A 24,920-nucleotide genomic window follows, 5' to 3' on the forward strand; every position below is an offset into this window, starting at 1 on the left:
TGCGCTGCCGCAGCCGCACGCGCCGCTAGGCCGTGACCAAGCGCGGGCGCAGCAGCTGGGGCAAACCCAGCACAAAGCCTTGGGCGAAGTCCACGCCCAAGCGGCGCGCCACATCGCGGTGGCGCGCATCCGACACCCCCTCCACCACCAGGGTCAGCCCACGCTGCTGGGCCACGCGCATGACGGCCAGAATGAGGCTCTCGTCGCCCTGTACGGCCGCCTGCAGCAAGCTGGCGTCGACCTTGAGCACCGTGATGGGCAGCTCCATCAAGCGCATCAAATTGCTGTGGCCAACGCCAAAGTCGTCCAGTGCCAGGGTGTAGCCCAGCTCGCGCAACTGCAGCAGTGCCTCACGCAGGGCCGGGCCCTCCAGCTCTGTCGATTCCACCAACTCAATGGTCAGCTCATGCGGGCTCAAGCCCGCTTTGCTCAATACCTCGTGAAGCGTCTGTGCGCGGCCACGGCCTTGCAAATAGCTGGGCTCGATATTGATCGAGACCTTCAACCCCTCCCAGCGCGAACGCGCCTGCATCAACTGATAGGCCACGGCTTGAAACAGCTCCTCGTGCCTGCCATCGCTGCGCACCACATCCATGAACTCGCGCGGGAAGAGCAAGCGTCCATGCTGCTCGGGGTGCTGCAGCCGCGCCAAGGCCTCGTACCAGACCACGCCACCATGCTGCAGGCTGACCACGGGCTGCAGCGCCACCACCACCGCAGCGTTTTGCAAACAGCCGTGTAGCCACTCGCGCATGCGTTGGCGCTGCACGGAGTTGGCGGGTTCAGGCAGCAAGGGCGTGGCTGGCGCATGGCGCTTTTCGGCATACATGCGCTCGTCTGCCTGTTTGCGGGCCTGCACCCAGTCGGCATGCTGGCCCCAGCCCACGCTGGCTCTGGCATAGATACGGTGCTCGCCCAGCAGCCACCAGCGGTCCAGCTCCTTGCTCACCATGTCGGCGACCAACATCCCCTCGTCGTGCAGCCCCGGCAGCAGCATGAGGAACTCGTCGCCCCCAATGCGTGCCACCTGCACGGCGTCACTCAAGCGCGGCGTGAGGCGCTGCGCCAAATCGCGCAAGCGGTGTGCCACCTGAATCAGCAAGGCGTCGCCCACCAGGTGACCGTACAAGTCATTGATGGATTTGAAATCGTCCAAATCAATGCAAATCACCAGAGGCTCCGGGCCATCGCCCTTCTCCCTCTGGCCGAAATGTGGGCTCACGGCACGCATATTGAGCAGGCCGGTGAGGGGATCGTGCAGGGCTTGAAAGCGGAACTCATCGCGCAGCCGTGCGGTGCTGAGAACCAGCGCCATCAGACGGGCCGTCAAGCCCACCATGCACAGCACGGCTGCGATGATGTAAGCGTCGGCAGGCGGCAAGTGCGCCGGGTCAAACGTCACCGCCCCCCAATGCCCCAAGGGCAAGGCCAGCAGGCATAGGGCTGCTGCCGTTCGGCTCGATTGAGACAAGCCCACAGGCAGCGCCGCGGCGGGCGGCGGTGCTTGGGGCAGCAAAAGCAGCCACAAGGAGCAGGTACCGGCGACCACCGTCGCCAAGTAAAACACCCGTGACCACTGCGCGGCCAAAACATCCCCTCCCACCGCTTGCTCGGCTACAGCCATCGCGGCGTAGGACAGGAACATCACGCAAACACCCAGCACCATCACAATGCGGGGCAGATCTGACCACACCAGACCGCCCGTAGCTGGAGTGATGGTCACCACCAAACCCACCAGAACCACGATGGTGGGTACCAACAGCGCCGCCACCACCAACACCTCCGCTGGTGCGACAGCTACGCCGCGCTCCACCACGCGAAACAGCGCCAGACCCAAACCGCAGCACACCGCCACGCCACTGAGGGCTGCATCAGCGGTGACGCCAGGCTCGCGCGTTCGCGACTCCAGCCGCGCAAACTCCTCATACGCATAGCAGGCCATCACACCGCCCACTGCCAGCCCCCAAAATCCCATCCACTGCGTGTAGTCCAGCAAACCCTGCAAAGTGGCCAATCGCAGGGGCCAAAACAAGGGGAAGGCAATGCAGTTCACGAACAAGAGCATGCGCCCTTGCCGGTTGATGGGATAGGGCGTGACGCGGGCGATGTACCAGCTCACCAAGGCAAAGACTGTGCCGGTGTACACCGCCTTGGTGGCAGCCGCCCGCACATCGACGCAATCCATATAGATCACGCACAACACCAGCACCTGCAGCAGCAGCAGGCCCTTGCACGCCCTTACAGCGCGCCGGGCCGCATCAGTGAGGTCAACAGGCGCAGGCAATACAGACATGGATCAGACATGGACGCCCGCCGCAAGACGCACCCCATCGGCTCGGGGTGCTCGCCATCGCGAGCGGTGCTCTAGCCTCGCATCCTGCGCGCTCACTGCCGCACCCGATACCCCCTCAATCAAGGGGGTAATGTCGGGTTCAGTCTGACACTGGAAATACGCTCTCAGGACTTGAAATCTCCGGCGGTGGAGATCACAAACCCGTCGCTGCGCACCACGCGGCGCCAGGCCGCACTGGCCTGCTCGGGCGTGACAGCGCGCAGTGCCTGCTCAAAGGCCTGCACATCGGCCCAGCTCGTGCCCCGTGCGGCCTGGTTCAGCAGCTGTGCGGCCAGGTTGGACTCAGCGCTGCGCCCTTGCTTGCGCGCTTCCAGCAGCTGGGTGCGGGCACGCTCGAGCTCTTCGGCACTGATGGGCTGCTGCTGCATACGCTGCAGTTCGTCCTGCACAGCGGCCAGCACGGCGTCGCGCTTGTCGGGTGCGCAGCTGGCCGAAATGCTCAAATCACCGGCCTGACCCCAGTAGGGGGCGTTCAAATCGGCGCTGATGCCGTAGCTGAGGCCTTCCTTTTGCCGCACGCGCTGCGAAAGGCGGCTGCTGAGCCCACTCTCGCCAAACACCTGCGCCGCCAGCACCAAGGCGGAGTAGTCGGCATCGCGCTGGCTGATGGGTAGGTTTTGCTGCAGATGCACCACCGCGTTGGCCTTGTCTTTGGCCACCACGTCAAAGCGCGCGCTGGGCACGGCCTGGTGTTTGGCCTCATGGCGAACAAAACGTGCTGCCTGGGGCTTTTTCCAGCTGCCGAAGTACTGCTCCACGGCCTGAGCCAGGCCCTCGGGCAAAGCCCCCACCACGGACACGCGCGCCTCGTTGGCTGACCAGTAGTCCTGATGGAAAGCCCGCACCTCTTCCAGCGTCAGCTTCTGGATTTTGTAGATGCGGTCATCCAAGCTCTGTTGGTAGTCGGGGTGGCCATAGCTCACGCCATAGGCCTTGTTGTAGTGCTCACGCACCGCCTCACGGCGCAAAGCCCCCAAGTCCTGCCGGGCGCCTTGAAGCGAAGCCAGCACACTCTTTCGCACGCGCTCCAGCGCGTCCTGCGGCAAGCGCGGTTGCTGCATCAGCTCGGCAGCAATCTTGAGCGCAGGGATGAGGGTGTCTTTCTCAGTGGTCAGGGTCAGCGTGGCCCCTTGGTCCTCGCTGGCCACGGACAGGTTGGCCCGCAGCTTCAGCATGGTGTCTTGCAGAGCCTGCTTGTCCAGCGAGGCGCTGCCTTCGCTCAGAAGCTGGGCCACCACATCGGTGCCCGCCCGGGCAAAGGTGGCGTCACGCTCACCCCAGCGCAGGTCGAGCTTGAGCACCACAGTGTTGCCGCGCGTTTGCTTGTTCAGTGACAGCAGCTCAATGCCGCTGGGCAGGCGTTGCACCTGGGTGCGCTGGGTCAAGCGCTCGGGAGTGGGCTCAAACACCTCGCCCTGCTCCACCTTGGGCGGCCCTTTGAGGTCGGCCAAACGCTGGACAAGAGGCGGTGCAGCAGGAATCTCCACCCGTGTCACCTCCTGGGCCGGCAGGTAGCGCCCGCTGGTGCGGTTGGCGGCGCGGAAGTAGTGCTTGCGAACGCGCTCGACATCAGCGAGGGTCACCTTGGGCAGGTCCTCAATCAGCTGAAACAGCAAGCGCCAATCACCAGCGGCCACCAAGCCGGAGAGGCTTTGAATCAGCCCTTCAGGATTCTTCATCGCCTCGCGGTAGCCCAAAGCCACCATATCGCGCACGCGCTGCAGCTGGGCTTCGTCAAAGGGCTTGAGGCTGCGGCCTTCGACGATGTCTTGAAGCTCGCGCTCGATCTTGTCCACGTCCGCGTCAGGCGGCAACACAGCGAACAGGCTTGCCCCACCGGGCTCCACACCGCCGCCACTTTGCAAGCCCGCACCCAACGCCTTCTTGGTCTCGGTCATGCCCTTGTAGAGCTGCCCACTGGGCCGCAAGCTCAGCAAGGCGCTATAGACAATCAGGGCCGGTGTGTCCGGGTGGCTGATGGCGGGCACGTGGTAGTGGTTCAGCAACAGGGGTTGGCCACCGACGCGACGCACCACCACGCTGCGCTCACCGTCTTGCGCGGGCTCCACGGTATAGGGCTGCACGATGGGCTCGGCAGGCCGAGCCACGGGGCCGAAATGCGTTTGGATGCGCGCCAGCGTGGCCTCGACATCGAACTTGCCTGCCACCAACAAGGTGGCGTTGTCCGGGCGGTAGTAGCGCTTATAGAAGGCGCGCAGCTTGTCGATGGAGACCTTCTCGATGTCGCTGCGTGAACCGATGGTGGGTTTGCCATAGGGGTGCCAGGCATAGGCTGCGGCGGCCACACGCTGCGACAGCACTTGCATGGGCTGGTTTTCGGCGCGCTCGAATTCATTGCGCACCACCGACATTTCCTTGTCCAGGTCGGACTGAGCCACTGGGTTGTTCACCATGCGGTCAGCTTCCAGCGCCAGCACAAAGTCCAGGGTCTCGGGCTTGGCATTAAAGCTGCCGAAGTAGTTGGTGCGGTCCACCGTGGTCGTGCCGTTGAAGCGCACGCCGCGCGCTGCCATGGCGCCGGGAATATCTTTGTGCTTGGGCGTGTCTTTGAAGAGCAAGTGCTCCAGCAAGTGGGCCATGCCGTACTCACCCACCACCTCGTGGCGGCTGCCCACGCGGTAAGTGATGTTCACCGTGGTGGTGCTCTGGGCCTCGTCGGAAAAGAGCAGAATCTGCAGCCCGTTGGGCAGGCGGTACTCGGATATCCCACCCATTTCCCGCACGAACTCGGCGCGCACAGCCAGCTGGGGTTTGGCGGCTGCTTGCGTGCTGGGCGTGCTTGCTTTGGCCGGGGCTGCCAGCGTGCTCATGGGCCAGGCCAAGCTCAACGCGAGGGCAAGTGCATGCAGGGCGGGACCCAGATGGGTGTTCTTCACAATGTCTCCTTGTTGCGATGGCCCCGAGAAGCAGCACACCAACACGCGCCCTCAGGGTGGCCGCATCATCCGACACGCGCCGCTTGGCCAGGGTCAAAAGGTGCGCAAAACAGCACCCCCAAAAGTCGGAATCCCCCAGAAGCTGGGGTGCGGGTTTGACCGCATCAACCCTCGACGTCTGGCCCTGCGTGATCTTTCGGCTGCCGCAAGCCCTGCGCAGCGCGCAGCGCCACCACCAGCATGGCCGACATCAGCCACAGCGGCGCCATGGCGGCCGTGCCCGCTGCCAACAGACCAAAGCCCAGCGGCATGGCCACGGTGGCTGCGTTGGTGGCTGTCATGCGCAAGCCCAGGGCCTGCCCTTGTTGCGAGGCGGGCACCACTTGGTGCAGCAAAGACATCACCATGGGCTGCACCGAACCCAAAGCCACCCCCAGCAAGGCCGAACCCAGCATCAAACCCGCCGTGCCCGGCAACCAGGCATAGACCGCCAACGTCGCGGCCGACACCACGATGGCCAGGCGCAGCACGCGCAGCTCGTCCAGCCCTCCACTCCAGCGCGTCATGAACAGGCGCACGGCAATGGTGGCCACGGCAAAGCTGCTCAACACCGCGCCGATGGCCGAGGCGCTGAGGCCACGCGCATGGCCCACCACGGGCACCACCAGGCCATGGGCATCCCAACAGGCCGCCAGGATGATGTTCACCAGCAGCAGGCGCAGCAACTGCGGTTCACGCAGCAAGGCCCAGGCACGCCCAGGCGTCTGGGCCTGCACTGAGGCGGGCGGGCGCTGCGCGCGTATGCGCGCTGCCAACAAAGCCGCCAGCAGCGGCAAGGCCAGGGCCAGCGCAAAAGCCGCGCCAAAGCCCTGCCAGTCAATGAGCAAGCCCGCCGCCAGCGGGGCCAGGGTGTTGGACAGCGCCGGGCCCAGCGAGATCCAGGAGAACAAGCGCTTGAGCGTGTCCGCATCAGGCGCCATGCGCCCGGCCTCGCGCTGAATGCCCACTGCGCCCACCGACAGCGCCCCGCCAGTGAGCAAGCAGGCCAGCGCAATCGCCCACAGCTGACCAAACACCACCGACAGCAGCGCCCCGGCCAAGGCCATGACGAGGGCGATGCGCAGCGGCCGGCGCAGGCCATAGCGGTCCGCCTGTCGCCCCGCCCACATGGACAAAAACATGGGCGCCACCGCAAAAGAAGCCAGCACCAAGCCCACGGCCCATTCGCCCAGGCCCTGGCGCAACACCCACAAGCTGGCCGCCACACGCGTGGTGGCCATGCTGGCGTGCAGACACACCAGCGTGGCCACCAGCCACACAAAGCGCGGCGGCAGTCTGCTGCTGGCGCTGTGGTCAGGGGTGAGCGCGGCGCTCAATCGGCGTCCGATTCAGGCAGCGCGTCGGGCTCATCGTCCAGGCCCAGCAACTGCTGAGCCTGCTGCCCCGGCATGGCCTCCACGCTCTTGAGCTGGCGCCCCATGACGCGCGCGCGCCGCTCGGCGGCCTCGATGGTGTTGCTGGCTTCGGCCAACTTCTTCTTGGTCTTGGCCAGCACCTCGCCGAACTTGTCGAACTCGGTTTTGACCGCACCCAGCACCTCCCACACCTCGGCCGAACGCTTTTGCAGCGCCAGGGTGCGAAAGCCCATTTGCAAGCTGTTGAGCGTGGCCAGCAAGGTGGTGGGCCCCACCAGCATGAGCTTGAACTCACGCTGCAGGCTCTCCACCAAACCGGGGCGGCGCAGCGCCTCGGCATACAGCCCTTCGGTGGGCACGAACAGCATGGCGAAGTCGGTGGTGTGCGGCGGCGCGATGTACTTCTCGCGGATGGTGCGCGCCTCCAGGCGCAGGCGCAGCTCCAGGGCCTTGCCCGCAGCCTCGGCGGCGGGCAGGTCGGCGCGCTCTTGCGCGTCAAGCAGCCGTTCGTAGTCTTCGCGCGGGAACTTCGCGTCAATGGGCAGCCACAACGGCACACCGCCCTCCACCGCACCGGGCAGCTTGATGGCGAACTCCACCCGCTCGCTCGAGCCCGGCACCGTGGCCACGTTGGCGGCGTACTGCTCGGGCGTGAACACCTGCTCCAGCAGCGCGGCCAGTTGCACCTCGCCAAAAATACCGCGCGTCTTGACGTTGTTGAGCACGCGGTTGAGCGAGCCCACATCACGCGCCAGCACATGCATCTCGCCCAAACCCTTGTGCACCTGCTCCAGTCGGTCGGCCACATGCTTGAAGCTCTCGCCCAGGCGCTGCTCCAGCGTGGCGTGGAGCTTTTCGTCCACGGTGGCGCGCATTTGCTCGAGCTTTTTCTCGTTGTCTTGCTGAATCGCCGCCAAGCGCTGGTCCACCTGCACCTGCACCTGGGTGAGGCGCTGCTCCATGCTCTGGCGCATCTCGGTCTGGCTTTGCACCTGGCTTTGCGACTGCGTGCGCAGCTGGTCGGTGAGCGCATCGGCCAGGCGCTGCAGGGCTTGGGCCTGCTGCTCGCGCAGGTGGTGAATGTGCTCGTTCTGGGTGCGTGCGGCGGCCTCGCCCTGCGTCAACAGGGTCTGCTGGAACTGCACCAGCTGGCCCAACAGCTCTTGCCGGTCTTGCGTGGCGCCCCGGGCCATTTCGTCGCGCAGCTCACGCTCCAGGCGCGCCAGCGGGCCGCCCAACAGCTGCACCACGGCTTGGGCCTGCTGCGCCAGCACCTCAGCTGTCACAGGCGCTTCGCTCTGCATCTGCTGGCGCCGCCCGTTCCACCACACCAGAACCAGCACCACGGCCAGTCCGCCCAACATCAGCATCTCGATCACAGTCATGGGTGGATTGTCGCCTCGGGCAGGAAGACCAGCTGTACACCTGAGCGCAGAGCGGCGCATGTGCCTGGAACAGACCCTGGCCAGCAGCCGCATCGAGGGCCATCAGCCCACCCCGGCGTTCCTCGCCGATATGGAGGCGTTCATCACCGGGGGGCTTTGTGAGGAAGAGGTGCGGCGGCGGATCATCCTGCGCGCCCAGGGCACGGATCGACAGGCCCGGACTTAAGAATTAAGGCCTGCGCCGATTTTTGTGCGCGCGGTCACGTGTTACAGCGCACCCGGGAACTCGATACGCAGAGGACGAGACATGAAGGCAAGTATGCTTGCCGACTAGCCTTGGGGTGCAGAGGGTAAATATTTAAGACTTGACCCCGAATTCCACGAATTCCACGCAAGGGTTAGCCTGGAAATTTACGACAACTCCCCTGATGCTCAGTTCGACGCGCTCTGGGATCCAACGCGCTCTGGGACACCCAAGAAATCAAAACCGAACTCTATCGACATTACCGATGTCGAATTTGGGGGAATTGGGGGCGTGGATTTTTGCTGAGGCGACCAGATAGAAAGAAATGGCGGCAATTCCAACCAAAAATCCCATGGCCATTTGGGCGAGCAAGTTTAATAATAGAGCGGTGGCTGAAGATGAATAGATAGATATATCAAAAAGGTTATGGATGAAAAAAGATGCCGCCATCGTAATTACTACAAAAAGTGTGCTTGCTAAACTACTCATATTTTCCATAAATAATGGGTCGGGACTCTGGGGTGGTGGAGTACCCGCGCTCTGTGACACCCAAGAAACCAAAGCCGAACTCTATCGGCATTACCGATTCGTGCCGTTCGATGGTTGTCCTAGACGCTCGACGCTTTCGTTTTCAGGGGAGGCTTACGCCAGAATTTGTCCTGGCCAGCTTTGTCGTCATGTGCGTTGAAATAGTTTCCGCATCGAAGATGATGGATTTTGGAATATTAAATTCTGCCATCATTGCAATTCCATTTGTTTTACTAATGATCCCCGCCTCTAAAACCCTGCCTCCCTCCTTGATGAGACGAAATCGATCAAATTTTCTGGAAATATACTCACCAAGCTCAATGTGATGTGAGGAGAAAATTGCGATTGCATTGACTTCCAGATATCGAAGAATCGCTGCAGCACAGGCTAGAGACTCAACGTAATTTGTCCCCTTAAAAATTTCATCAAAGAAACATACGCATACACGAGCCTGAACATCCGATAATATTTCACTTGTTCTTAGCATTTCCGACATATATAAGCTCAAGCCTGCGATGGGCTCATCCGAGCCGACCATGCTTGTTCTCACAGGTGCATTTGGAATGCATGCGTATTTTGCGTAGCAAAAACCAAGTGAATTTCCAATGGCAAAATTCATGGCAAGTCCTCGCAGCAGCGTGCTCTTCCCCGCACCATTGGCCCCAGTGATAAATGCACCTGTACCTGCGCAGTTTACAGACATTGGTTCGCCACCTAATTCATTTGGGTTCAAAAGGTCATCAAACCTAAATTCTTTGAATAATGACTGCTTTCGCCAACTGATGTAGGTGGAATTTTGTCTAATGTGCTCATATAGTACGAAATCTGCTTCCGAATTCGCAACGAATTTGAAGACGGCCTCAAAAAATGACATGTTCTCACGAACAATTGATAGTTTTTTGTGAGCTTGCCAGTGATTTCTCAATGTGAACATTTGGATATAGTCGCCAACAATGAAAATTCCACTGCTGACGGGTGGTGATATCCTTCTACGAATGCTTGCGATTTCAGTTCTCCATTCGCCGACCTCCTCTTTGGTGCGAAGGTAGCCTGCAATATCTGGCCGCATCAAATCTTCAGCAACGATCAGCAGGCGAGTAAGGGAGTCCTGCAATCTTGTCCAGTTGCAATAGTCGGCGAAGGTTCGTACGGTAACGGTTGCGTAAAACAGAAAAGCCGCAAATGCGCCGAGTGCTCCAAGGGATGGAGTGCCCAAAAATGCGGCCGTAGCACTTAAAATTAGGAGGCCAACATAGAACACGACCATTCGCGTCGTGACTGGGATCTTTGGCAAGTGTTCAAGGAAGATGGCTGGCACTAAGTCGTGAGAAATTTTTTGAAGCGGCTTGCAACGAGGACCTATTAGTGAAGTTGCATACATGCCCGCTTCAAGATGCCAATTTATGTACTCTTTGATGTCTTCGGCGGATTGGCCATAAATTATTCTTTTGCAAATTATCTGCTTTGCAAGTATGCTTCCATTTCCCGCGATCAATGAGACGTACCGATCGAAATTTAGGTCTTTCCAGCTTGTTTTGTCAACGTTTTCAAACTTGGATGATCTCCTTATTTCCGCATAGCTAAGAATTTCATTCGAGCTAAACCAGTCATTAGGGAGCGCTACTTCTGGAGTTCCACCCAAAAACTCTTTTATCCAGTCGGCAATAAATTTGCAGTAGATTTCCATCTCAATTGCAAAAGTGCCAAAATACAACTGCAGACTTTTCATGCAATCTTAAGACGTTTGAAAATTTTTGTCACACTAAAGGCAAGAGAATCCACCTTACGGCGGATTCTCTTGCCTTTAGTGGATTACATCGTCGAGATTGGGGTCAGGTCTTGCCTTTTGCCCATTTATGAGTATAGTATGTTTTCATGGCCCATCCCCTCCGTATCGAGTTTCCCAACGCGTTGTATCACGTGACGTCGAGAGGCGATCGGCGCGAGCCGATCTTCGAGGACGATGAAGACCGAGCAGCGTTGTTGGAGGTGGTGGGCGCGGCGTTGGATCGGTTTGATGCGTCGGTGCTCGCATGGTGTTTCATGGGCAACCATTACCGCTTGCTGGTGCATACCCGGGCGGCGAATTTGTCGCTGGTGATGCGACACATCAATGGGGTGTATTCGCAGCGGTACAACCGACGCCACGGGCTGGTTGGACATTTGTTCCAGGGAAGATTCAAGGCGGTGCTGGTAGACCGCGAGGCGTATTTGCTGGAGGTGTGTCGATACATCGAACTCAACCCAGTGCGCGCGCGCATGGTGACGTCGGCGGGAGATTGGGCGTGGTCAAGTTTTGCAGCGCACACGGGACTAGCAAACGCGCCTGCGTGGCTGGACAGGCTCGGCGTCTGGCAGACGTTGCTGGGTCGTGAGGTGCAATCGCCGAAGGATGCAGCGCTGGCCGCAGAACGCTATGCCAGCCACGTGGCGGCGGGGCATGCGGTGCGATTGTGGGACGAGGCTTTGCGACAGCAAATCTATCTTGGCGATGCGGAGTTCGTTGCTCGCATGCAGGCAGCGATGTCTGCCGAACAGGAAGGTCAAACAGACATTCCCCGTGCCCAGCGAGCAGCGCCGATGAGTGTGCGTCAATGGCTGGATGCCTGCGCTGATCGCGACGAGGCACTCGTGCGCGCGCACCGAGAGTCACATCATTCGTTATCGGACATCGCGCGGGAAGTCGGCTTGTCGGTGTCCCGGGTGAGTCGGATTGTGGCGAAATGGGGGATGGTTTTGGCAAAATGCAAGACCTGACCCGAATGGGACTCGGGTGGAGCACCGAAAAGAAGGGGAAGTGATCGATGCCTGCTCCTGGGATGCGTGATGAGCAATATCGGGCCATGTCGAGAGGCTGGCGTATTGCGTACTGCATAGTGGTTGTTCTTGCCATTGGCGTCATCAGCTATTTTTTGCTCCGTTGATGATGGGCGTTCGTACAGAGGAAATCAGGGGCAAGTCTTAAATCTTAAGTCCCCACCCGCCGATCCGCCGCCCGCGCCCGCTCAATGATCCTGCGCCGCACCTCCTCGGCGCTGAGCTAACTGTCGACCATGGCCTCCATGTCCGCCAGGAACTCGGCGCTGGGCTGATGGCCCTCGATGCGCTTGCTGGCCAGCGGCTGCTCCAGTGCCATGCGCCCGCAGGTCGCTGATGCTTGCGGGTGGTACCGCCAACCCTGTAGCAGCCATGTCCAGCCCCATCTCCCCTTTGCATCAAGCCCTGGGTGCGCTGCAGGTGCAGTTGGCCCAGGCATAAGCACAGGCGGCCAGCCCTGCGCCTGTCATGGCACCCTCACGATCCCGGCACTGGTGTGGGCAGCGGCTGGCCGTGCAGCGCGGCAATGAGGTTGTCCGCCGCCACTTCGCACATGGCGCGGCGTGTGCCTTGGGTGGCGCTGGCAATGTGCGGGGTGAGCACCACGTTGGCACAGCGCAGCAGCGCGGGGTGCACTTCGGGCTCGCCCTCAAACACATCCAGGCCCGCGGCGGCCAGGCGTCCTTCACTCAGGGCCTGGGCCAGTGCGGCATCGTCCACCACCCCACCCCGCGCGATATTGGTCAGCGTGGCCGTGGGCTTCATGAGCGCCAACTCGGCCGCGCCCACCAGGTGGTGGGTTTGCGGCGTGTAGGGGGTCACCACCATCACGTGGTCCGACTGCTGCAGCAGCGTGCTGCGGTCCACCCAGCGTGCGCCCAGCTCGGCCTCGCGCTGCGCGGGCAGCGGGCTGCGGTTGCTGTAGAGCACGGGCATATCAAAGCCCCGGTGGGCGCGACGTGCAATGGCTTGGCCGATGCGCCCCATGCCCAACACCCCCAGCACGCGGCCGTGAACTTCGGCCCCGGCAAAGAGGTCGATAGACCAATCGCCCCAGCGCCCGGCGCGCAGGAAATGCTCGCTCTCACTGACCCGCCGCGCTGCGGCCAGCATGAGCGCAAAGCCGAAGTCCGCAGTGGTTTCGGTCAGCACATCGGGCGCATGGCTCACCGCCACGCCGCGCTCGGCGCAGGCCGCCAAGTCCACATTGTTGTAGCCCACGGTGAGCAGGCAGACCGCCTTCAGCTGCGGGCATTGCGCCAGCAATTCAGCGTCAAAACGCTCGGTGCTGGAGCCCAGTACCGCCACCTTGCCCTGCAAGCGCTGGACCAGCTCCGCGGGGCTCAAGGGCGTGTCGGCGTCATGCCAGTCCACCACGGCATGGGCGCGCAGGCGCTCGATGGTTTCGGGAAAGATGCGTCGCGTGACAAGGATATGGGGCTGCATGGCGGGCATTGTGAAGTGCTCAAACAAACCAAATCAGCGTCATGAGCCCAAAGAGCGGCAGCAAGATCGCGCTGGACCAGGCCATATAGCCAAAGAAGCTGGGCATGGCGATGCCGCGGTCTTCCACAATGGCCTTGACCATGAAGTTGGGCGCATTGCCGATATAGCTGTTGGCACCCATGAACACGGCACCGGCTGAAATGGCCACCAGCACCTGAGCCCCCTGCGTCATCAGCCAGGACGCCTGGCCACCGGCCAGATTGAAGAACACCAGATAGGTGGGCGCGTTGTCCAGAAAGCTGGACAAGCTGCCGGTCAGCCAGAAATAGGCCCAGGCGCGCGGCTGGCCGTCTTCGCCCGTCACGGCGCGGGCCACGGCCGCAAAGGCCCCCGCCTCACCGGCTTTGAGCATGGCCAGCACCGGCAGCATGGTGACGAAGATGCCAATAAAGAGTTTGGCCACCTCCTGCATGGGGCCCCAGGAGAACTGGTTTTTCTGGCGCAACACGCGGGGGGTGATGACCAAGGACAGCAGCGTCACCCCCACCAAGCCCACATCGCGCACCACGGCTTGCAGCGGCAGCTCCACGCCCGCCACCTGCCACACCACGCTGCTGTGCCACAGCCCGCTCATCAACACCAGCGCCACCACCAAGCCCAGGGGCAGCAGATTGATGGCACCTTCAACACCAAAGCGGTGGTCGTCCGGCGTGGGGTCGCGCGGCAAGGCGGGGTCGCGGCGGAAGAACCAGGCATCCACCACCACAAACAAAGCCAGCAGCACCGCCACCAAGAACAAGGTGTGCGGCCAGAGATGCTGCAGCGTCCAGCCAAAGCTCACACCCTGCAAAAAGCCCAGAAACAAAGGCGGGTCGCCCAGCGGCGTGAGCGCCCCACCGGCATTGCTGACGATGAAGATGAAAAACACAAACACATGGGCCGAGCGCGCTCGCTGGTCGTTGGCGCGAATCAGCGGGCGGACGAGCAGCATGGACGCCCCCGTGGTGCCCATCACGCTGGCCAGCAAGGCGCCCAAGGCCATCAGCCCGGCATTGAGTGCGGGGCTGCCATGCAAATTGCCGCGCACATAGATGCCGCCCGCCGCGGTGTAGAGCGCGCACAGCAGCACCACAAAGGGCAGGTACTCGCCCAACAGCATGTGCAGCAGCAAGGCGCCCGTCTGGCCCGCGCCGATATGCAGCGCCAGCGGCAGCAAGAGCAGCGCGGCCCAGCCCAGGGCCACCTTGCCGTAATGCGCATGCCACCAGTGCGGCACCCACAGCGGTGCCAGCGCAATCGACAGCAGCATGCCGGCAAAGGGCAAGCCCCAAAGCGCACTGAGTGCCGCGCCATCCAGGCCCGCGGCCTGCGCCTGCCCACCGCTAGCCAACAGGGCCAGCCCCACCCAAAGGTTCAAGAATTTCATGCCCCGCATGATGCCGCGCACACAGGCCTGCTCGGGCCGCGTGCGGGCTCACCTGGGGAAACTCCCGTGCTCGTGCAGCACGGGACATGGGCCGCGCGCTTACTCGCTGCGGAAGTGAGTGAACTCCGCCACCGCGGCGCGTTCGGTCACCAGCTGGTTTTCCACCGCCTGCGGGTCGGCCCAGCCCAGCGACATGCCACACACCACCATGTGCTCGGCGGGCAGTTGCAGCTCGTCAGCAATGATGCGGTGAAACTGCGTGAACGCCGCTTGCGCGCAGGTGTGCAGACCGCGCGCACGCGCCGCCACCATGATGCTTTGCAAAAACATGCCGTAGTCCAGCCAGCTGCCCTGCGCCATGACGCGGTCGATGGTGAACACCAGGCCCACGGGCGCATCGAAGAAATCGAAATTGCGCGCGTGCTGGGCTTGCATGCGGAACTTGTCGCCCTTGGCAATGCCCAGCAAGCCGTACAGATCCCAGCCCACTTTGCGGCGCCGGTCGACGTAGGGCGAGACCCATTGGCTGGGGTAGTAGGCGTATTCCTCGGTGTGCTGGGCCAGCTGTTCGGGGTCGGCATAGACCGCCTGGATGCGGCTGCTCAAGCGCTCTTTGGCCGCGCCCGTGAGCACATGCACCTGCCAGGGTTGGGTGTTGGTGCCCGACGGCGCCCGCGACGCCACCAGCAGCAGCTCTTCAATGAGGCGCCGCGGCACCGCATTGGGCAAGAAGGCGCGCATGGAGCGGCGCGTCAACAGCGCTGCGTCCACTGCCTCGGTCTGGGCAGGTGTGGGGGGCAAAAAGGGATCGGGCAACTCGCGTGGCAGGCTCATGCAATCTCCAGACAGCGTTTTTTTGACTCTGTTCACAGCATGCCAGAGCCAACGCGGGCCTCGCGCCAGTTGGCCGGCCTGTCGTCTTCAGGGTACAGAGACCCCGATTTGCTGGTGCACCACGTCTTGCCACTGTGCCCAGCTCTGCGCCGCAGTCCAAAGCGTGTTGCATTGCACGGCCAGCATGGCCGGCACATCCTGCCCATAGCCACCGGCCATGCACAGTGCGGCGGGAATGCGCCGGTGGCGCAGCCACTGCAGCACGCGTTCGTCGCGCTGGCGCATGCCCTCTGTGCTGAGTTTGAGCCGCCCGATGCGGTCCCCTTCGTGAGGGTCAGCACCAGCCAGGTAGAAAGCCAGCCAGGGCGCCGCCTGGCCCTGTTCCAGGGGCCCGGCCTGCAGCGCCTCCAGGGCCTGGTCCAGCGCTTCCAGATACGGGGCATCGGTGCAACCGTCGGGCAGCCCTACATCCAGATCACTCGCTTCTTTGCGAAAGGGGAAGTTTCGCTCGCCGTGCATGGAGAAGGTCCACACGCTGGGGTCGTCGCGAAAAATCGCCGCCGTGCCATTGCCTTGGTGCACGTCCAAATCAATCACCAGCACCCGCAAGCCCGGCCGCTGCGAGCCGTGGGTGTCGCGCCACTGCGACTGCATCAGCCGTGCGGCCACGGCCACGTCGTTGAACACACAGTAGCCGCTGCCGCGGTCGGCATAGGCGTGGTGGGTGCCACCAGCCAAATTCGCAGCCAACCCCTCCTTCATTGCGGCCTCTGCAGCAGCAACCGTGGCGCCGACCGAGTGCAGCGAGCGGCTCACCAAAGCGGGCGACCAGGCAAAGCCGATCTCGCGCTGCGCCGCCTCGCTGAGCTGGCCCTGCAGCACCGCCTCGATGTACTGCGGCGTGTGCGCCAGCATCAAGGTCTGCGGCGACACCGTCGGCGCCGCCTGCAGGCGCAAGCCGCGAGGCTCAGCCATGAGCGCCTCGCGCAGCGCAGCGTACTTGTGCTGCGGAAAACGGTGCTGCTCGGGCAGCCCCAGCGGGTGGTGGTCGCTATAGAAAGCCAGCATGGTGCGCCCACCTTAGCGCAAGCGCGCCACGAGGGTCCGCCCAGCGTCATGGCGGCGACACAGTGCGGCGGCATGCTGCGTCTGCCGGCACAGGCATCCCCTGTTTTGGCGAGAAATATGCTGCAGTGCACAAAATATGGCTTGCATTCCTGTTTGAGCTTTCTATACTTCACTCATGTTGCAGTGCAGCATTTGATGCAACAGCCCAATCAACCCGCCTCTGGAGAGACTGATCATGCTGACCGCCGAACAAATTGTCGCCGCCCACAAAGCCAACCTGGAAACCCTGTTTGGCCTGACCGGCAAAGCCTTTGAAGGTGTTGAAAAGCTCGTCGAGCTGAACCTTCAAGTGGCCAAGACCGCCCTGAGCGAAACCGCTGAAACCGTGCAAGCCGCCCTGTCGGTGAAGGACGCTCAAGAGCTGCTGGCTCTGCAAGCCTCCCTGCTGCAACCCAGCGCCGAGAAGGCTGCCGCTTACAGCCGCCACATCTATGACATCGCCTCCGCCACCGGTGCCGAATTCGGCAAGCTGGCTGAAGCTCAAGTGTCTGAGCTGCAGAAAAAGGCCAACGCCGTGGTGGACTCCGCCGCCAAAAACGGCCCGGCTGGCAGCGAAAACGCTGTGGCTCTGGTGAAGTCCGCCATGGCCGCTGCCAACAACGCCTACGAAAGCATTCAAAAGGCCGCCAAGCAAGCCACCGAGCTGGCTGAGTCCAACTTCAATGCCGTCACCTCGACGGCGGTGAAGGCCAGCCAAAACGCTGCACGCAACGGCGCCAAGCGCGGCACCACCGCGGCCTGATCGACACGAGTTTGTCTCCTCGGTGCCTCCGGTGGACTGACTCCCCTTGGCACCTTTGATGGCCCAGCATTCGTGCTGGGCCTTTTTCGTGGCGCTAGCGGCTGCGCGCCAGCAGCCGACGCAGCTGCGGCAAGGCGGCCAGGGCAGCTTCCCGGCCGGCTTGAATGCTGCGCCGCCGCGCCCCAAAGTCCGCCCCACCCACGCCGTCCAGGCGCGGGCGCACCACCACATCAGCGTCTTTGAGCTCGAACTGATTGATGGAGCGGCCCATGATGGAGAAGGTCTGCAGCAGCATGCGCATGGCGTCGCCCGGGGGCTTGGGCTGCGGCGGCTCGCTGATGTCCACGGCCAGCACCAGCTCCGCGCCCATCTGCCGCGCAAAACGCACCGGCACGGGTGAGACCAGCCCGCCGTCCACATACTCGCGCTCGCCAATCTTCACGGGCTGGAAAACCGCGGGCACGCTGGATGAGGCGCGCACCGCCGTGCCCACATCGCCTGAGCGAAACAGCACGGCCGAGCCGTCGTAAAGATCAGTTGCCACCACGCCCAGCGGCAGGGGCAGTTGCTCAATGAGCCGCCCGCCGGTTTGTTGGCGCACATAGCGCGCCAGGGCCTCGCCGCGGATCAGGCCGCGCATGGGAAAAGTCCAGTCGGTGATGGCGCCTTCGTCCATGGCCTCAGCCAGTTGGGCCAGCTCGCGCGCGCTCTTGCCCGAGGCGTAGAGCGAGGCCACCAGGCTGCCCGCCGAGGTCCCCGCCAGCAAGTCCACCTTGATGCCCGCCTCCTCCAACACCTGCAGCACGCCGATGTGCGCAAAGCCCCGCGCCGCGCCGCCGCCCAGCGCCAAGCCCAGCCGCGGTGGGCGCGGCGGTGTGGCGGGTTTTGGGGGCTCGGGCGTGGGTGCGGGCGGCGGTGGCGCCATCACGGAGCAGGCCGACAAGCCCGCCGCCAAGCCACCGGCCAGCGCACGCCCCAGGAGTTGGCGACGCGACGCTGCGCAATCAATTGTTTTTATCGAATTCGACATGTCGTGGATTCTAGGGAAAGGCCTGAGAGGCCAAGCGAGCGCCCTTGTGCGCCAATGAACCCATCAAAAGTCAGCAGAAAGACATGGGTATGCCTCCCGCCCCCGAGTTCTCCGTCACAAGTGCAGTGGCCCCACGCAAATGGCGCTGGGTCTGGCGCATCGCTTTAGGCCTGTTGCTGGCCCTGCTGCTGGCCACGTTGGCGGCGTGGGCCCTGCTGCGCGCCAGCCTGGCGCAGCTGGACGGGCGCCTGACGCTGCCGGGCTTGAGCTCGGCCATGAGCATTGGGCGCGACGCCCGCGGCACCGTGGTGCTGGAAGGCGCCACGCGCGAGGACTTGGCGCGCGGCCTGGGCTTTGTCCACGCCCAAGACCGTTTCTTCGAGATGGACCTCACGCGGCGCTCGGCCGCAGGCGAGCTCTCGGAGCTCTTCGGCGACAAAGCCCTGGAGCGCGATGTGCAGCGCCGACAGCACCGCATGCGCGCACGGCTGCAGCAGCGCCTGGAAAGCCTCAGCGCGAGCGAAACTGCCCTGCTGCGTGCCTACACCGAGGGCGTGAACGCCGGGCTCCAGGCCCTGCCAGCGCGGCCCTGGGCGTACTGGCTGCTGGGCCAGACACCACAGCCTTGGCAGCCTGTCGATTCCGCCCTGGTCGTGGCCGAGATGTTTTTCACCTTGCAGGCACGGCATTACGAGCAAGTGTTCGAGCGTGCCTGGCTGCGCGAGCAAGCGGGTGACGCCCTGCTGGACTTCTTCCACCCCCAGGGCGGCCGCTGGGACGCCACGCTCGACGGCGTGACACCCAAGGCAGCGCCCTTGCCCGGGCCCGAACTGCTGGACCTGCGCCGCGCACGCGCCACCGAACTCACCGCGCAAGCGCTCAACGCTGAGCCCCCTCCCTTGTACGGCAGCAACAACTGGGCGGTGGCGGGCACGCGCAGCCGCCACGGTGGCGCCCTGCTGGCCGACGACATGCACCTCAAGCTCAGCGTGCCGGGCCTGTGGTATCGCGCCCAGCTGCAGCTGGGCAGCGGCGCCCAAGCCCTGCGTGCGGCAGGCGTCACGCTGCCAGGCTTGCCCGCCCTGGTGGTGGGCAGCAACGGCCACATTGCCTGGGGCTTTACCAATGCGGGCGGGCAGTGGTTTGAGTGGCTGGAGGTAGACCCCAAAGCCACACTCACCCAACACGAGGAAACCATACGCGTCAAAGGCCAGGCGCCGCACCCCATCACGGTGCGGGAGTACCAAGGCGCACCGCTGCTGCGCCGCGAAGGCCAGCGCGAATTTGCGCTGCGCTGGGTGGCGCATGCGGGCGAAGCCTTCAACCTTGCGCTGGACGAGTTGCTGCAAGCGCGCAGCATTGACGAGGCCACCGACATCGCCCGCCGCGCGGGCATGCCGCACCAGAACTTCATGGTGGCCGACCGCCAAGGCCAGATCGCCTGGACGCTCAGCGGCCGCCTCTGGCAGCCCCGCAGCGGCGCCGACCGTTACGCGCACTTTCTGAACGCTGACGCACCGCCGCCAGCTTGGCTGCCCGCCTCTCAGGTGCCGCTCATCCGCCAGCCCGCCTCGGGTCAGCTGTGGACGGCCAACAGCCGCCAGCTGGGCGGCGCTGGCAGCGAGCTCATCGGCGCGGGCGCCTTTGACCTGGGGGCGCGCACCCAGCAAATCCGCGACCGCCTCAGCGAACGCCCCCTGCATGACGAAGCCAGCATGGCCGCCTTGCAGCTGGACGACGAAGCGCGCTTCATGAAGAGCTGGGCCCAGCGCCTCTTGCCGCTGCTGCAACAAAGCCCTGCGCACCGCGAGGCCGCCACCCTGCTGCAGCAATGGAATGGCCGCGCCGACGCCGACTCAGCCGCCTACTGGCTGCTGCGCCTGACGCGCCAGAAAACCCTCAACCTGCTGTGGACGCAATGGAGCGCCCCCTTCGTGCCCACCAAACCAAACAAATCCGAGCAGGCTGCCGCCTGGCCGGCCACGTTTGAATACAGCGCCGCCGCCGCCCTGGACCAGCGCCCGGCGCACCTGCTGCCCGCGGGCTTCAAGAGCTGGGAGGCCCTGCTGCTGGCGCAGCTCGACGCGGCCGTGGCCGACATCACCCAGCAAAGCGGCTCACTGGCGCAGGCACGCTGGGGTGAGCACAACCGCAGCCAGCTGCAACACCCCTTGAGCAAATCCCTGCCCCTGATCGGGACGCTGCTGAACATGCCCAGCAAAGCGCAAGGCGGCGACGGCCACCTGCCCCACGTGAGCGCACCGGCTTTTGGGCAATCGCAGCGCCTGGTGGTCTCGCCCGGGCGCGAAGAGTTGGCCATACTGGCCCTGCCCGGCGGTCAGAGCGGGCACCCGCTCTCGCGCTTTTGGGGCGCCAGCCAGCCCGACTGGGCGGCGCAACGCCCCACGCCGCTGCTGGCCGGGGAGCTGCGCCACCGCATCACGGCCGCACCTTGAACGCACTGGCGGCGCCAGCCTGCCGCCCGAAAGCTCAGGAGAGCTTGTAAGTCTGCAAGTGGATGCTGGTCTCGGTGGCGCCTATGCCCTTGATCAGGCGCACGCGCTCCAGGATCTCGGCCAGCTCGGCCAGGCTTTCAGCGCGCAGCTCGGCCAGCAAATCCCAGCGGCCGTTGGTGTCGAACAACCCACTCACGCCGGGCTCGCCCATCAAGATGCCCACCACCTCGCGCGTGCGGTTGCCCTCCACGGCAATCGAACACCAAGCCGCTATGGCCTTGGGCGCAATGTCCGCGCGCAGCTTGACGGTGTAGCCCGCAATCAGCCCGGCGTCTTCCAGCTTGGTGAGCCGGTTGGTCACCGTGCCGCGCGAGACCTTGAGCTTGTGCGCCAGGGTCGCCACGCTGGCGCGCGCGTCCTGGCGCAGCAGGGCAATGAGCTGTTGATCCAAGGTATCCATACCACCGCACCTCCCCTAGCACAAACCCGAGGTTTCGCCACAGCGCGGCTGCAGCACACCCCCACGATTTGGGTTGTCGAATGCTTCACGAATTGCACAAAACGACATTTTTCTCTGCCGTTTTGCACAACGCTCAATAAATTTTGATCAGTATATTGGCTTCTCGCTAACACTGGACTTGAGAAGAATCCAGGCATCGACAACAAACACGCCTGCCTATGACGACCTTTTTGAGCACCACCGACGTCGCCCGCCTGGTTCACCACCACGGTATTGCGCAAAGCCTGCGCCAACTGGCCGAGTACATCCGCGCCGACTATCTGCGCTGGAACGAATTCGACAAAACCGCCCGCGTGGCCGCGCACTCGCAAGACGGTGTGATCGAGCTCATGCCCGCCGCCGACGCCCAGCTCTACGCCTTCAAGTACGTCAACGGACACCCCAAAAACCACCGCTTCGGCTTGCCCACGGTGATGGCTTTTGGCGTGCTCGCTGATGTGGCCACAGGCCAGCCCCAGCTGCTGTCGGAGCTGACGCTGTCCACCGCGCTGCGCACCGCCGCCACCTCGGCCCTGGCCGCACAGGCGCTGGCCAGGAGCGACAGCCGCGTCATGGCCCTCATTGGCAACGGCGCGCAAAGCGAGTTCCAGGCCCTGGCCTTCCACCACCTCTGTGGCATTGAAGAGCTGCGCCTCTACGACATCGACCCGCAAGCCACCGCCAAGCTGGTGCGCAACCTCCAGGGCACGCCGGGGCTCAAGCTCACGGTGTGCGCCAGCACCGCCGAGGCCGTGCAGGGTGCAGACATCGTCACCACCGTGACGGCGGACAAAACCAACGCCACCATCCTCACCCCCGAGATGGTGCGCCCCGGCATGCACGTCAACGGCGTGGGCGGCGACTGCCCCGGCAAGACCGAGCTGCACCGCGGTGTGCTGGAAATGGGCCGCGTGGTGGTGGAGTACGAACCGCAGTCGCGCATCGAAGGCGATGTGCAGCAAATGCCCGCCGACTTCCCCGTGGTGGAGCTCTGGCAGGTGCTCAACGGCCAGGAAAGCGGCCGCCACAGCGCCGAGCAGGTCACGGTGTTTGACTCCGTGGGGTTCGCGCTGGAGGACTTCTCCACCCTGCGCTGGCTGGCCGAGCAGGCCAAGGCCCTGGGCCTGGGCCAACAGCTGGGCCTGATCCCCGACATGACCGACCCGCGCAACCTCTTTGGCGAACTGCGCCACGGCCTGCCCACACAGCGCCAGGCCGCCTAAGCCCAACCGCCGCAGCGCCCAAGCGCGCTGCGCCCCGCGCCGCCCTCCGCCTCACCGGCTGTGGGCGGCGTTGCCATTTGGGCGGCGCTTTGACCCCATATATTCATATTCGCATACATATCATGCAAATATGTAGTTTTGAAATATATGGAAGACCCCTAGACTCCGCCGCTCATCCCATGGCCGCCCTGACAGTTGAGTCTTGGCGCGCCCACTACAGCCAGCCATCGCGATGTACGCCTACACCGATTTCGACCGCCAGTTCGTGCGCGCCCGCGCCGCACAGTTCCGTGACCAGCTCGAGCGCAACCTCGCCGGCACGCTCTCGGACGAAGAGTTCCGCCCCCTGCGTCTGCAAAACGGCTGGTACGTGCAGCGCCACGCCCCCATGCTGCGCGTGGCCGTGCCCTACGGCGTGCTGTCGGCCGCACAGCTGCGCCAGTTGGCCCGCATTGCCCGCGACTACGACCGCGGCTACGGCCACTTCACCACGCGCCAAAACCTGCAATACAACTGGATTCCCCTGCCCCAGGCCGCCGATGTGATGGACCTGCTGGCCGCTGTGGACATGCACGGCATCCAGACCAGCGGCAACTGCATCCGCAACATCACCACCGACGCGCTGGCAGGCATGGCGGCTGACGAAATCGTCGACCCACGCCCCTACGCCGAAGTGCTGCGCCAGTGGAGCACCCTGCACCCCGAATTCGCCTTCTTGCCGCGCAAGTTCAAGATCGCCATCTCCGGCAGCGTGGAAGACCGCGCCGCCATTGCCTGGCACGACATCGGCCTGCAGCTGCTCAAGAACGAGGCGGGCGAGGTCGGCTTCAAGGTGCTGGTCGGCGGCGGCATGGGCCGCACGCCGGTAATCGCCTCTGTGGCCACCGAATTCCTGCCCTGGCAGCAAATCCTCGTCTACATCGAGGCCGTCGTGCGCGTCTACAACCGCTGGGGCCGCCGCGACAATATGTACAAGGCGCGCATCAAGATCCTGGTCAAGGCCGAAGGTCAGCGCTTTTTTGACGAAGTCAACGCCGAGTTCGCCAAAATCCTGCAAGACGACCCGGCCGGGCACGAGCACCTCATCCCGCAGGCCGAGCTCGACCGCGTGGCCGCCAGCTTCACCCTGCCCCAGGGCGTGCACGAAGGCGCCAGTGGCGACCTGCTCGCCGGTGTGCAAGACACGGCCTACCGCCGCTGGCTCACCCGCAACGTGGTGCACACGCGCTTTGCGGGCGTCTACGGCGTGCAGCTCTCGCTCAAGCGCGTGGGCCTGCCCCCGGGCGACGCCACGGACGCGCAAATGGACGCCGCCGCGGCGCTGTCCGACCAGTTCAGCCACGGCGAACTGCGCGTCACGCACGACCAAAACCTGCTGCTGCCCTGGGTGCGCGAGGCCGATCTGCCCGCCCTCTTTGCCCTGGCCCGTGAGCACGGTTTTGCCACGCCCAATATCGGCTTGCTCACCGACATGATTGCCTGCCCGGGCGGCGACTTCTGCGCCTTGGCCAATGCCCGCTCCATCCCGGTGGCGGCCGAGATCACCGAGCGCTTCCAGGACCTGGACGCCCTCTATGACCTGGGCGACATCGACCTGCACATCAGCGGCTGCATCAACTCCTGCGGTCACCACCACAGCGGCCACATCGGCATTCTGGGCGTGGATAAAGACGGCACCGAGTGGTACCAAGTCACCCTGGGCGGCTCGGACGGCTCCACGCTGTCGGGTGCGCCGGTGCCGGGAAAGGTCATCGGCCCCTCCTTTGCCGCTGACGAAGTGGCCGACGCGGTGGAAGCCGTGGTCGACACCTTCCGTGCCCAGCGCCAAGCCGCCGAGCACTTCATCGACACCGTGCGCCGTGTCGGTCTGGAGCCCTTCAAGCAGGCCGCAAACGCCGTGCGCTCCACCACCGCCACCCCAAGCGCCTGAGAGGGCGCCACTCAACACGCCTGAAGACCGACTCCAGCCTCCGACCCGCCATGAGCCGCATCCGCTTCCTGCTTGCCCACAACCCCGACCACAACGACCCCTGGCACCGCGTGCACGGGGAGGACGGGCCCGTGCCTCACCCCGCCGCCGCACCCCACCTGCTCCTGACGCTGGAGCAATGGCACGCCGTGCGCGACAACTGGCCTGCGGGCCTGCCCGTGGGCGTGGAGCTGCCCAACGACCTGGACGTTGAGACGCTGGCCGCCGATCTGCCCAAGCTCAGCCTGGTGGCCGTGCAATTCCCGAAATGGGTTGATGGCCGCGCCTACACCCAGGCCCGGCTGCTGCGCACGCGGCTGAAGTTCCAGGGCGAAATCCGCGCCACGGGCGAAGTGCTGGTGGACATGGCCTTGCTGCTGCAACGCACGGGGGTGGACGTCGCCGTGCTGCGCGCCGACCAAAGCATTGAAGCCGCCCAGCGCACGCTGGCCTTCTTCCCTGGCCACTACCAGGGCGACACCGTGGAGCCCAAGCCCCACTTCGCGCAGGGCTGAGCCCCAAACCCGC

20 protein-coding genes are annotated in these 24,920 nt (G+C 63.9%); 8 read left to right on the top strand and 12 right to left on the bottom strand.

The genetic code is table 11. The features are described 5' to 3' along the window. Window positions 1–25: 25 nt before the first annotated feature. The 4 genes from ACG0Z6_RS14315 to ACG0Z6_RS14330 form a co-directional block, all read right to left on the bottom strand. Window positions 26–2,293 carry an EAL domain-containing protein gene (locus ACG0Z6_RS14315; RefSeq protein WP_394462542.1) on the bottom strand — a complete coding sequence of 756 codons (2,268 nt, stop codon included), beginning with the start codon at window positions 2,291–2,293 and terminating at the stop codon, window positions 26–28. A gap of 164 nt (window positions 2,294–2,457) precedes the next feature. Then, window positions 2,458–5,250, bottom strand: coding sequence for a M16 family metallopeptidase (locus ACG0Z6_RS14320; RefSeq protein WP_394462544.1), 2,793 nt, complete (start codon window positions 5,248–5,250; stop codon window positions 2,458–2,460). A gap of 164 nt (window positions 5,251–5,414) precedes the next feature. Continuing rightward, the gene (locus ACG0Z6_RS14325; protein WP_394462546.1) at window positions 5,415–6,626 is read right to left on the bottom strand and encodes an MFS transporter; all 1,212 of its coding nucleotides are present in this window, start codon (window positions 6,624–6,626) and stop codon (window positions 5,415–5,417) included. Beyond that, window positions 6,623–8,050, bottom strand: coding sequence for a DNA recombination protein RmuC (locus ACG0Z6_RS14330; protein WP_394462548.1), 1,428 nt, complete (start codon window positions 8,048–8,050; stop codon window positions 6,623–6,625). The genes ACG0Z6_RS14325 and ACG0Z6_RS14330 overlap by 4 nt, the downstream gene beginning before the upstream one ends. A 58-nt stretch (window positions 8,051–8,108) precedes the next feature. Here ACG0Z6_RS14330 and ACG0Z6_RS14335 point away from each other — a divergent pair, with 58 nt between their 5' ends. Further along, window positions 8,109–8,276 carry an antitoxin VbhA family protein gene (locus ACG0Z6_RS14335; protein WP_394462550.1) on the top strand — a complete coding sequence of 56 codons (168 nt, stop codon included), beginning with the start codon at window positions 8,109–8,111 and terminating at the stop codon, window positions 8,274–8,276. A 255-nt stretch (window positions 8,277–8,531) separates the two neighbouring features. On the opposite strand, the gene ACG0Z6_RS14340 is transcribed toward ACG0Z6_RS14335, so the two are convergent. Further along, window positions 8,532–8,783 (bottom strand): hypothetical protein, encoded by a 252-nt coding sequence (locus ACG0Z6_RS14340; protein ID WP_394462552.1) that lies wholly within the window; start codon window positions 8,781–8,783, stop codon window positions 8,532–8,534. Window positions 8,784–8,925: 142 nt separating this feature from the next. Beyond that, the gene (locus tag ACG0Z6_RS14345) at window positions 8,926–10,551 is read right to left on the bottom strand and encodes a MutS-related protein (protein ID WP_394462554.1); all 1,626 of its coding nucleotides are present in this window, start codon (window positions 10,549–10,551) and stop codon (window positions 8,926–8,928) included. Between the two features lie 146 nt (window positions 10,552–10,697). Between ACG0Z6_RS14345 and ACG0Z6_RS14350 the strand changes: the two genes are divergently transcribed. Both ACG0Z6_RS14350 and ACG0Z6_RS14355 read left to right on the top strand, forming a co-directional pair. After that, window positions 10,698–11,579: a transposase gene (locus ACG0Z6_RS14350; RefSeq protein ID WP_394462556.1), complete on the top strand. Its 882-nt coding sequence runs from the start codon at window positions 10,698–10,700 to the stop codon at window positions 11,577–11,579. Then, window positions 11,536–11,649 carry a hypothetical protein gene (locus ACG0Z6_RS14355; protein WP_394462558.1) on the top strand — a complete coding sequence of 38 codons (114 nt, stop codon included), beginning with the start codon at window positions 11,536–11,538 and terminating at the stop codon, window positions 11,647–11,649. The genes ACG0Z6_RS14350 and ACG0Z6_RS14355 overlap by 44 nt, the downstream gene beginning before the upstream one ends. A gap of 467 nt (window positions 11,650–12,116) precedes the next feature. Here the strand turns inward: ACG0Z6_RS14355 and ACG0Z6_RS14360 are convergent, their stop codons facing one another. The 4 genes from ACG0Z6_RS14360 to ACG0Z6_RS14375 all read right to left on the bottom strand — a co-directional run bounded on the left by ACG0Z6_RS14360 (window position 12,117) and on the right by ACG0Z6_RS14375 (window position 16,413). Next, window positions 12,117–13,085 carry a 2-hydroxyacid dehydrogenase gene (locus ACG0Z6_RS14360; RefSeq protein ID WP_394462561.1) on the bottom strand — a complete coding sequence of 323 codons (969 nt, stop codon included), beginning with the start codon at window positions 13,083–13,085 and terminating at the stop codon, window positions 12,117–12,119. A 19-nt stretch (window positions 13,086–13,104) separates the two neighbouring features. Then, on the bottom strand, window positions 13,105–14,511 hold the full coding sequence (locus tag ACG0Z6_RS14365) for a sodium:proton antiporter (RefSeq protein ID WP_394462563.1): 1,407 nt from the start codon (window positions 14,509–14,511) through the stop codon (window positions 13,105–13,107). A gap of 99 nt (window positions 14,512–14,610) precedes the next feature. Continuing rightward, window positions 14,611–15,345, bottom strand: coding sequence for a nitroreductase (locus ACG0Z6_RS14370; protein ID WP_394462565.1), 735 nt, complete (start codon window positions 15,343–15,345; stop codon window positions 14,611–14,613). A gap of 87 nt (window positions 15,346–15,432) precedes the next feature. Then, a complete protein-coding gene (locus tag ACG0Z6_RS14375) occupies window positions 15,433–16,413 on the bottom strand; it encodes a histone deacetylase family protein (protein ID WP_394462567.1) in 981 nt (326 codons plus the stop codon). A gap of 235 nt (window positions 16,414–16,648) precedes the next feature. Between ACG0Z6_RS14375 and phaP the strand changes: the two genes are divergently transcribed. Continuing rightward, window positions 16,649–17,215 carry a TIGR01841 family phasin gene (gene phaP, locus ACG0Z6_RS14380; RefSeq protein ID WP_394462569.1) on the top strand — a complete coding sequence of 189 codons (567 nt, stop codon included), beginning with the start codon at window positions 16,649–16,651 and terminating at the stop codon, window positions 17,213–17,215. A 94-nt stretch (window positions 17,216–17,309) separates the two neighbouring features. Here the strand turns inward: phaP and ACG0Z6_RS14385 are convergent, their stop codons facing one another. After that, the gene (locus ACG0Z6_RS14385) at window positions 17,310–18,245 is read right to left on the bottom strand and encodes a patatin-like phospholipase family protein (RefSeq protein WP_394462572.1); all 936 of its coding nucleotides are present in this window, start codon (window positions 18,243–18,245) and stop codon (window positions 17,310–17,312) included. A gap of 83 nt (window positions 18,246–18,328) precedes the next feature. Between ACG0Z6_RS14385 and ACG0Z6_RS14390 the strand changes: the two genes are divergently transcribed. Further along, the gene (locus ACG0Z6_RS14390; RefSeq protein WP_394462574.1) at window positions 18,329–20,701 is read left to right on the top strand and encodes a penicillin acylase family protein; all 2,373 of its coding nucleotides are present in this window, start codon (window positions 18,329–18,331) and stop codon (window positions 20,699–20,701) included. A 34-nt stretch (window positions 20,702–20,735) separates the two neighbouring features. Here ACG0Z6_RS14390 and ACG0Z6_RS14395 read toward each other — a convergent pair whose 3' ends face one another. Then, window positions 20,736–21,161, bottom strand: coding sequence for an Lrp/AsnC family transcriptional regulator (locus ACG0Z6_RS14395; protein ID WP_394462576.1), 426 nt, complete (start codon window positions 21,159–21,161; stop codon window positions 20,736–20,738). Window positions 21,162–21,379: 218 nt separating this feature from the next. Between ACG0Z6_RS14395 and ACG0Z6_RS14400 the strand changes: the two genes are divergently transcribed. The 3 genes from ACG0Z6_RS14400 to ACG0Z6_RS14410 all read left to right on the top strand — a co-directional run bounded on the left by ACG0Z6_RS14400 (window position 21,380) and on the right by ACG0Z6_RS14410 (window position 24,907). Continuing rightward, the gene (locus ACG0Z6_RS14400; RefSeq protein ID WP_394462578.1) at window positions 21,380–22,423 is read left to right on the top strand and encodes an ornithine cyclodeaminase; all 1,044 of its coding nucleotides are present in this window, start codon (window positions 21,380–21,382) and stop codon (window positions 22,421–22,423) included. Between the two features lie 232 nt (window positions 22,424–22,655). Then, window positions 22,656–24,353 (top strand): nitrite/sulfite reductase, encoded by a 1,698-nt coding sequence (locus tag ACG0Z6_RS14405; protein WP_394462580.1) that lies wholly within the window; start codon window positions 22,656–22,658, stop codon window positions 24,351–24,353. Between the two features lie 50 nt (window positions 24,354–24,403). Continuing rightward, a complete protein-coding gene (locus tag ACG0Z6_RS14410; RefSeq protein ID WP_394462582.1) occupies window positions 24,404–24,907 on the top strand; it encodes a DUF934 domain-containing protein in 504 nt (167 codons plus the stop codon). Window positions 24,908–24,920 lie beyond the last annotated feature (13 nt).

The organism is Roseateles rivi, from assembly GCF_043555845.1.
Taxonomy (GTDB): Bacteria; Pseudomonadota; Gammaproteobacteria; order Burkholderiales; family Burkholderiaceae_C; genus Roseateles; species Roseateles rivi.

Excerpts from the sequence above, each read along its gene's own strand:
- ACG0Z6_RS14375 (WP_394462567.1), bottom strand. The coding sequence starts at position 16,413 with ATGCTGGCTTTCTATAGCGACCACCACCCGCTGGGGCTGCCCGAGCAG.
- ACG0Z6_RS14335 (WP_394462550.1), top strand. The coding sequence starts at position 8,109 with ATGTGCCTGGAACAGACCCTGGCCAGCAGCCGCATCGAGGGCCATCAG.
- ACG0Z6_RS14365 (WP_394462563.1), bottom strand. The coding sequence starts at position 14,511 with ATGAAATTCTTGAACCTTTGGGTGGGGCTGGCCCTGTTGGCTAGCGGT.
- ACG0Z6_RS14330 (WP_394462548.1), bottom strand. The coding sequence starts at position 8,050 with ATGACTGTGATCGAGATGCTGATGTTGGGCGGACTGGCCGTGGTGCTG.
- ACG0Z6_RS14410 (WP_394462582.1), top strand. The coding sequence starts at position 24,404 with ATGAGCCGCATCCGCTTCCTGCTTGCCCACAACCCCGACCACAACGAC.
- phaP (WP_394462569.1), top strand. The coding sequence starts at position 16,649 with ATGCTGACCGCCGAACAAATTGTCGCCGCCCACAAAGCCAACCTGGAA.
- ACG0Z6_RS14345 (WP_394462554.1), bottom strand. The coding sequence starts at position 10,551 with ATGAAAAGTCTGCAGTTGTATTTTGGCACTTTTGCAATTGAGATGGAA.
- ACG0Z6_RS14395 (WP_394462576.1), bottom strand. The coding sequence starts at position 21,161 with ATGGATACCTTGGATCAACAGCTCATTGCCCTGCTGCGCCAGGACGCG.
- ACG0Z6_RS14385 (WP_394462572.1), bottom strand. The coding sequence starts at position 18,245 with ATGTCGAATTCGATAAAAACAATTGATTGCGCAGCGTCGCGTCGCCAA.
- ACG0Z6_RS14390 (WP_394462574.1), top strand. The coding sequence starts at position 18,329 with ATGGGTATGCCTCCCGCCCCCGAGTTCTCCGTCACAAGTGCAGTGGCC.
- ACG0Z6_RS14350 (WP_394462556.1), top strand. The coding sequence starts at position 10,698 with ATGGCCCATCCCCTCCGTATCGAGTTTCCCAACGCGTTGTATCACGTG.
- ACG0Z6_RS14405 (WP_394462580.1), top strand. The coding sequence starts at position 22,656 with ATGTACGCCTACACCGATTTCGACCGCCAGTTCGTGCGCGCCCGCGCC.
- ACG0Z6_RS14340 (WP_394462552.1), bottom strand. The coding sequence starts at position 8,783 with ATGAGTAGTTTAGCAAGCACACTTTTTGTAGTAATTACGATGGCGGCA.
- ACG0Z6_RS14315 (WP_394462542.1), bottom strand. The coding sequence starts at position 2,293 with ATGTCTGTATTGCCTGCGCCTGTTGACCTCACTGATGCGGCCCGGCGC.
- ACG0Z6_RS14400 (WP_394462578.1), top strand. The coding sequence starts at position 21,380 with ATGACGACCTTTTTGAGCACCACCGACGTCGCCCGCCTGGTTCACCAC.
- ACG0Z6_RS14370 (WP_394462565.1), bottom strand. The coding sequence starts at position 15,345 with ATGAGCCTGCCACGCGAGTTGCCCGATCCCTTTTTGCCCCCCACACCT.
- ACG0Z6_RS14360 (WP_394462561.1), bottom strand. The coding sequence starts at position 13,085 with ATGCAGCCCCATATCCTTGTCACGCGACGCATCTTTCCCGAAACCATC.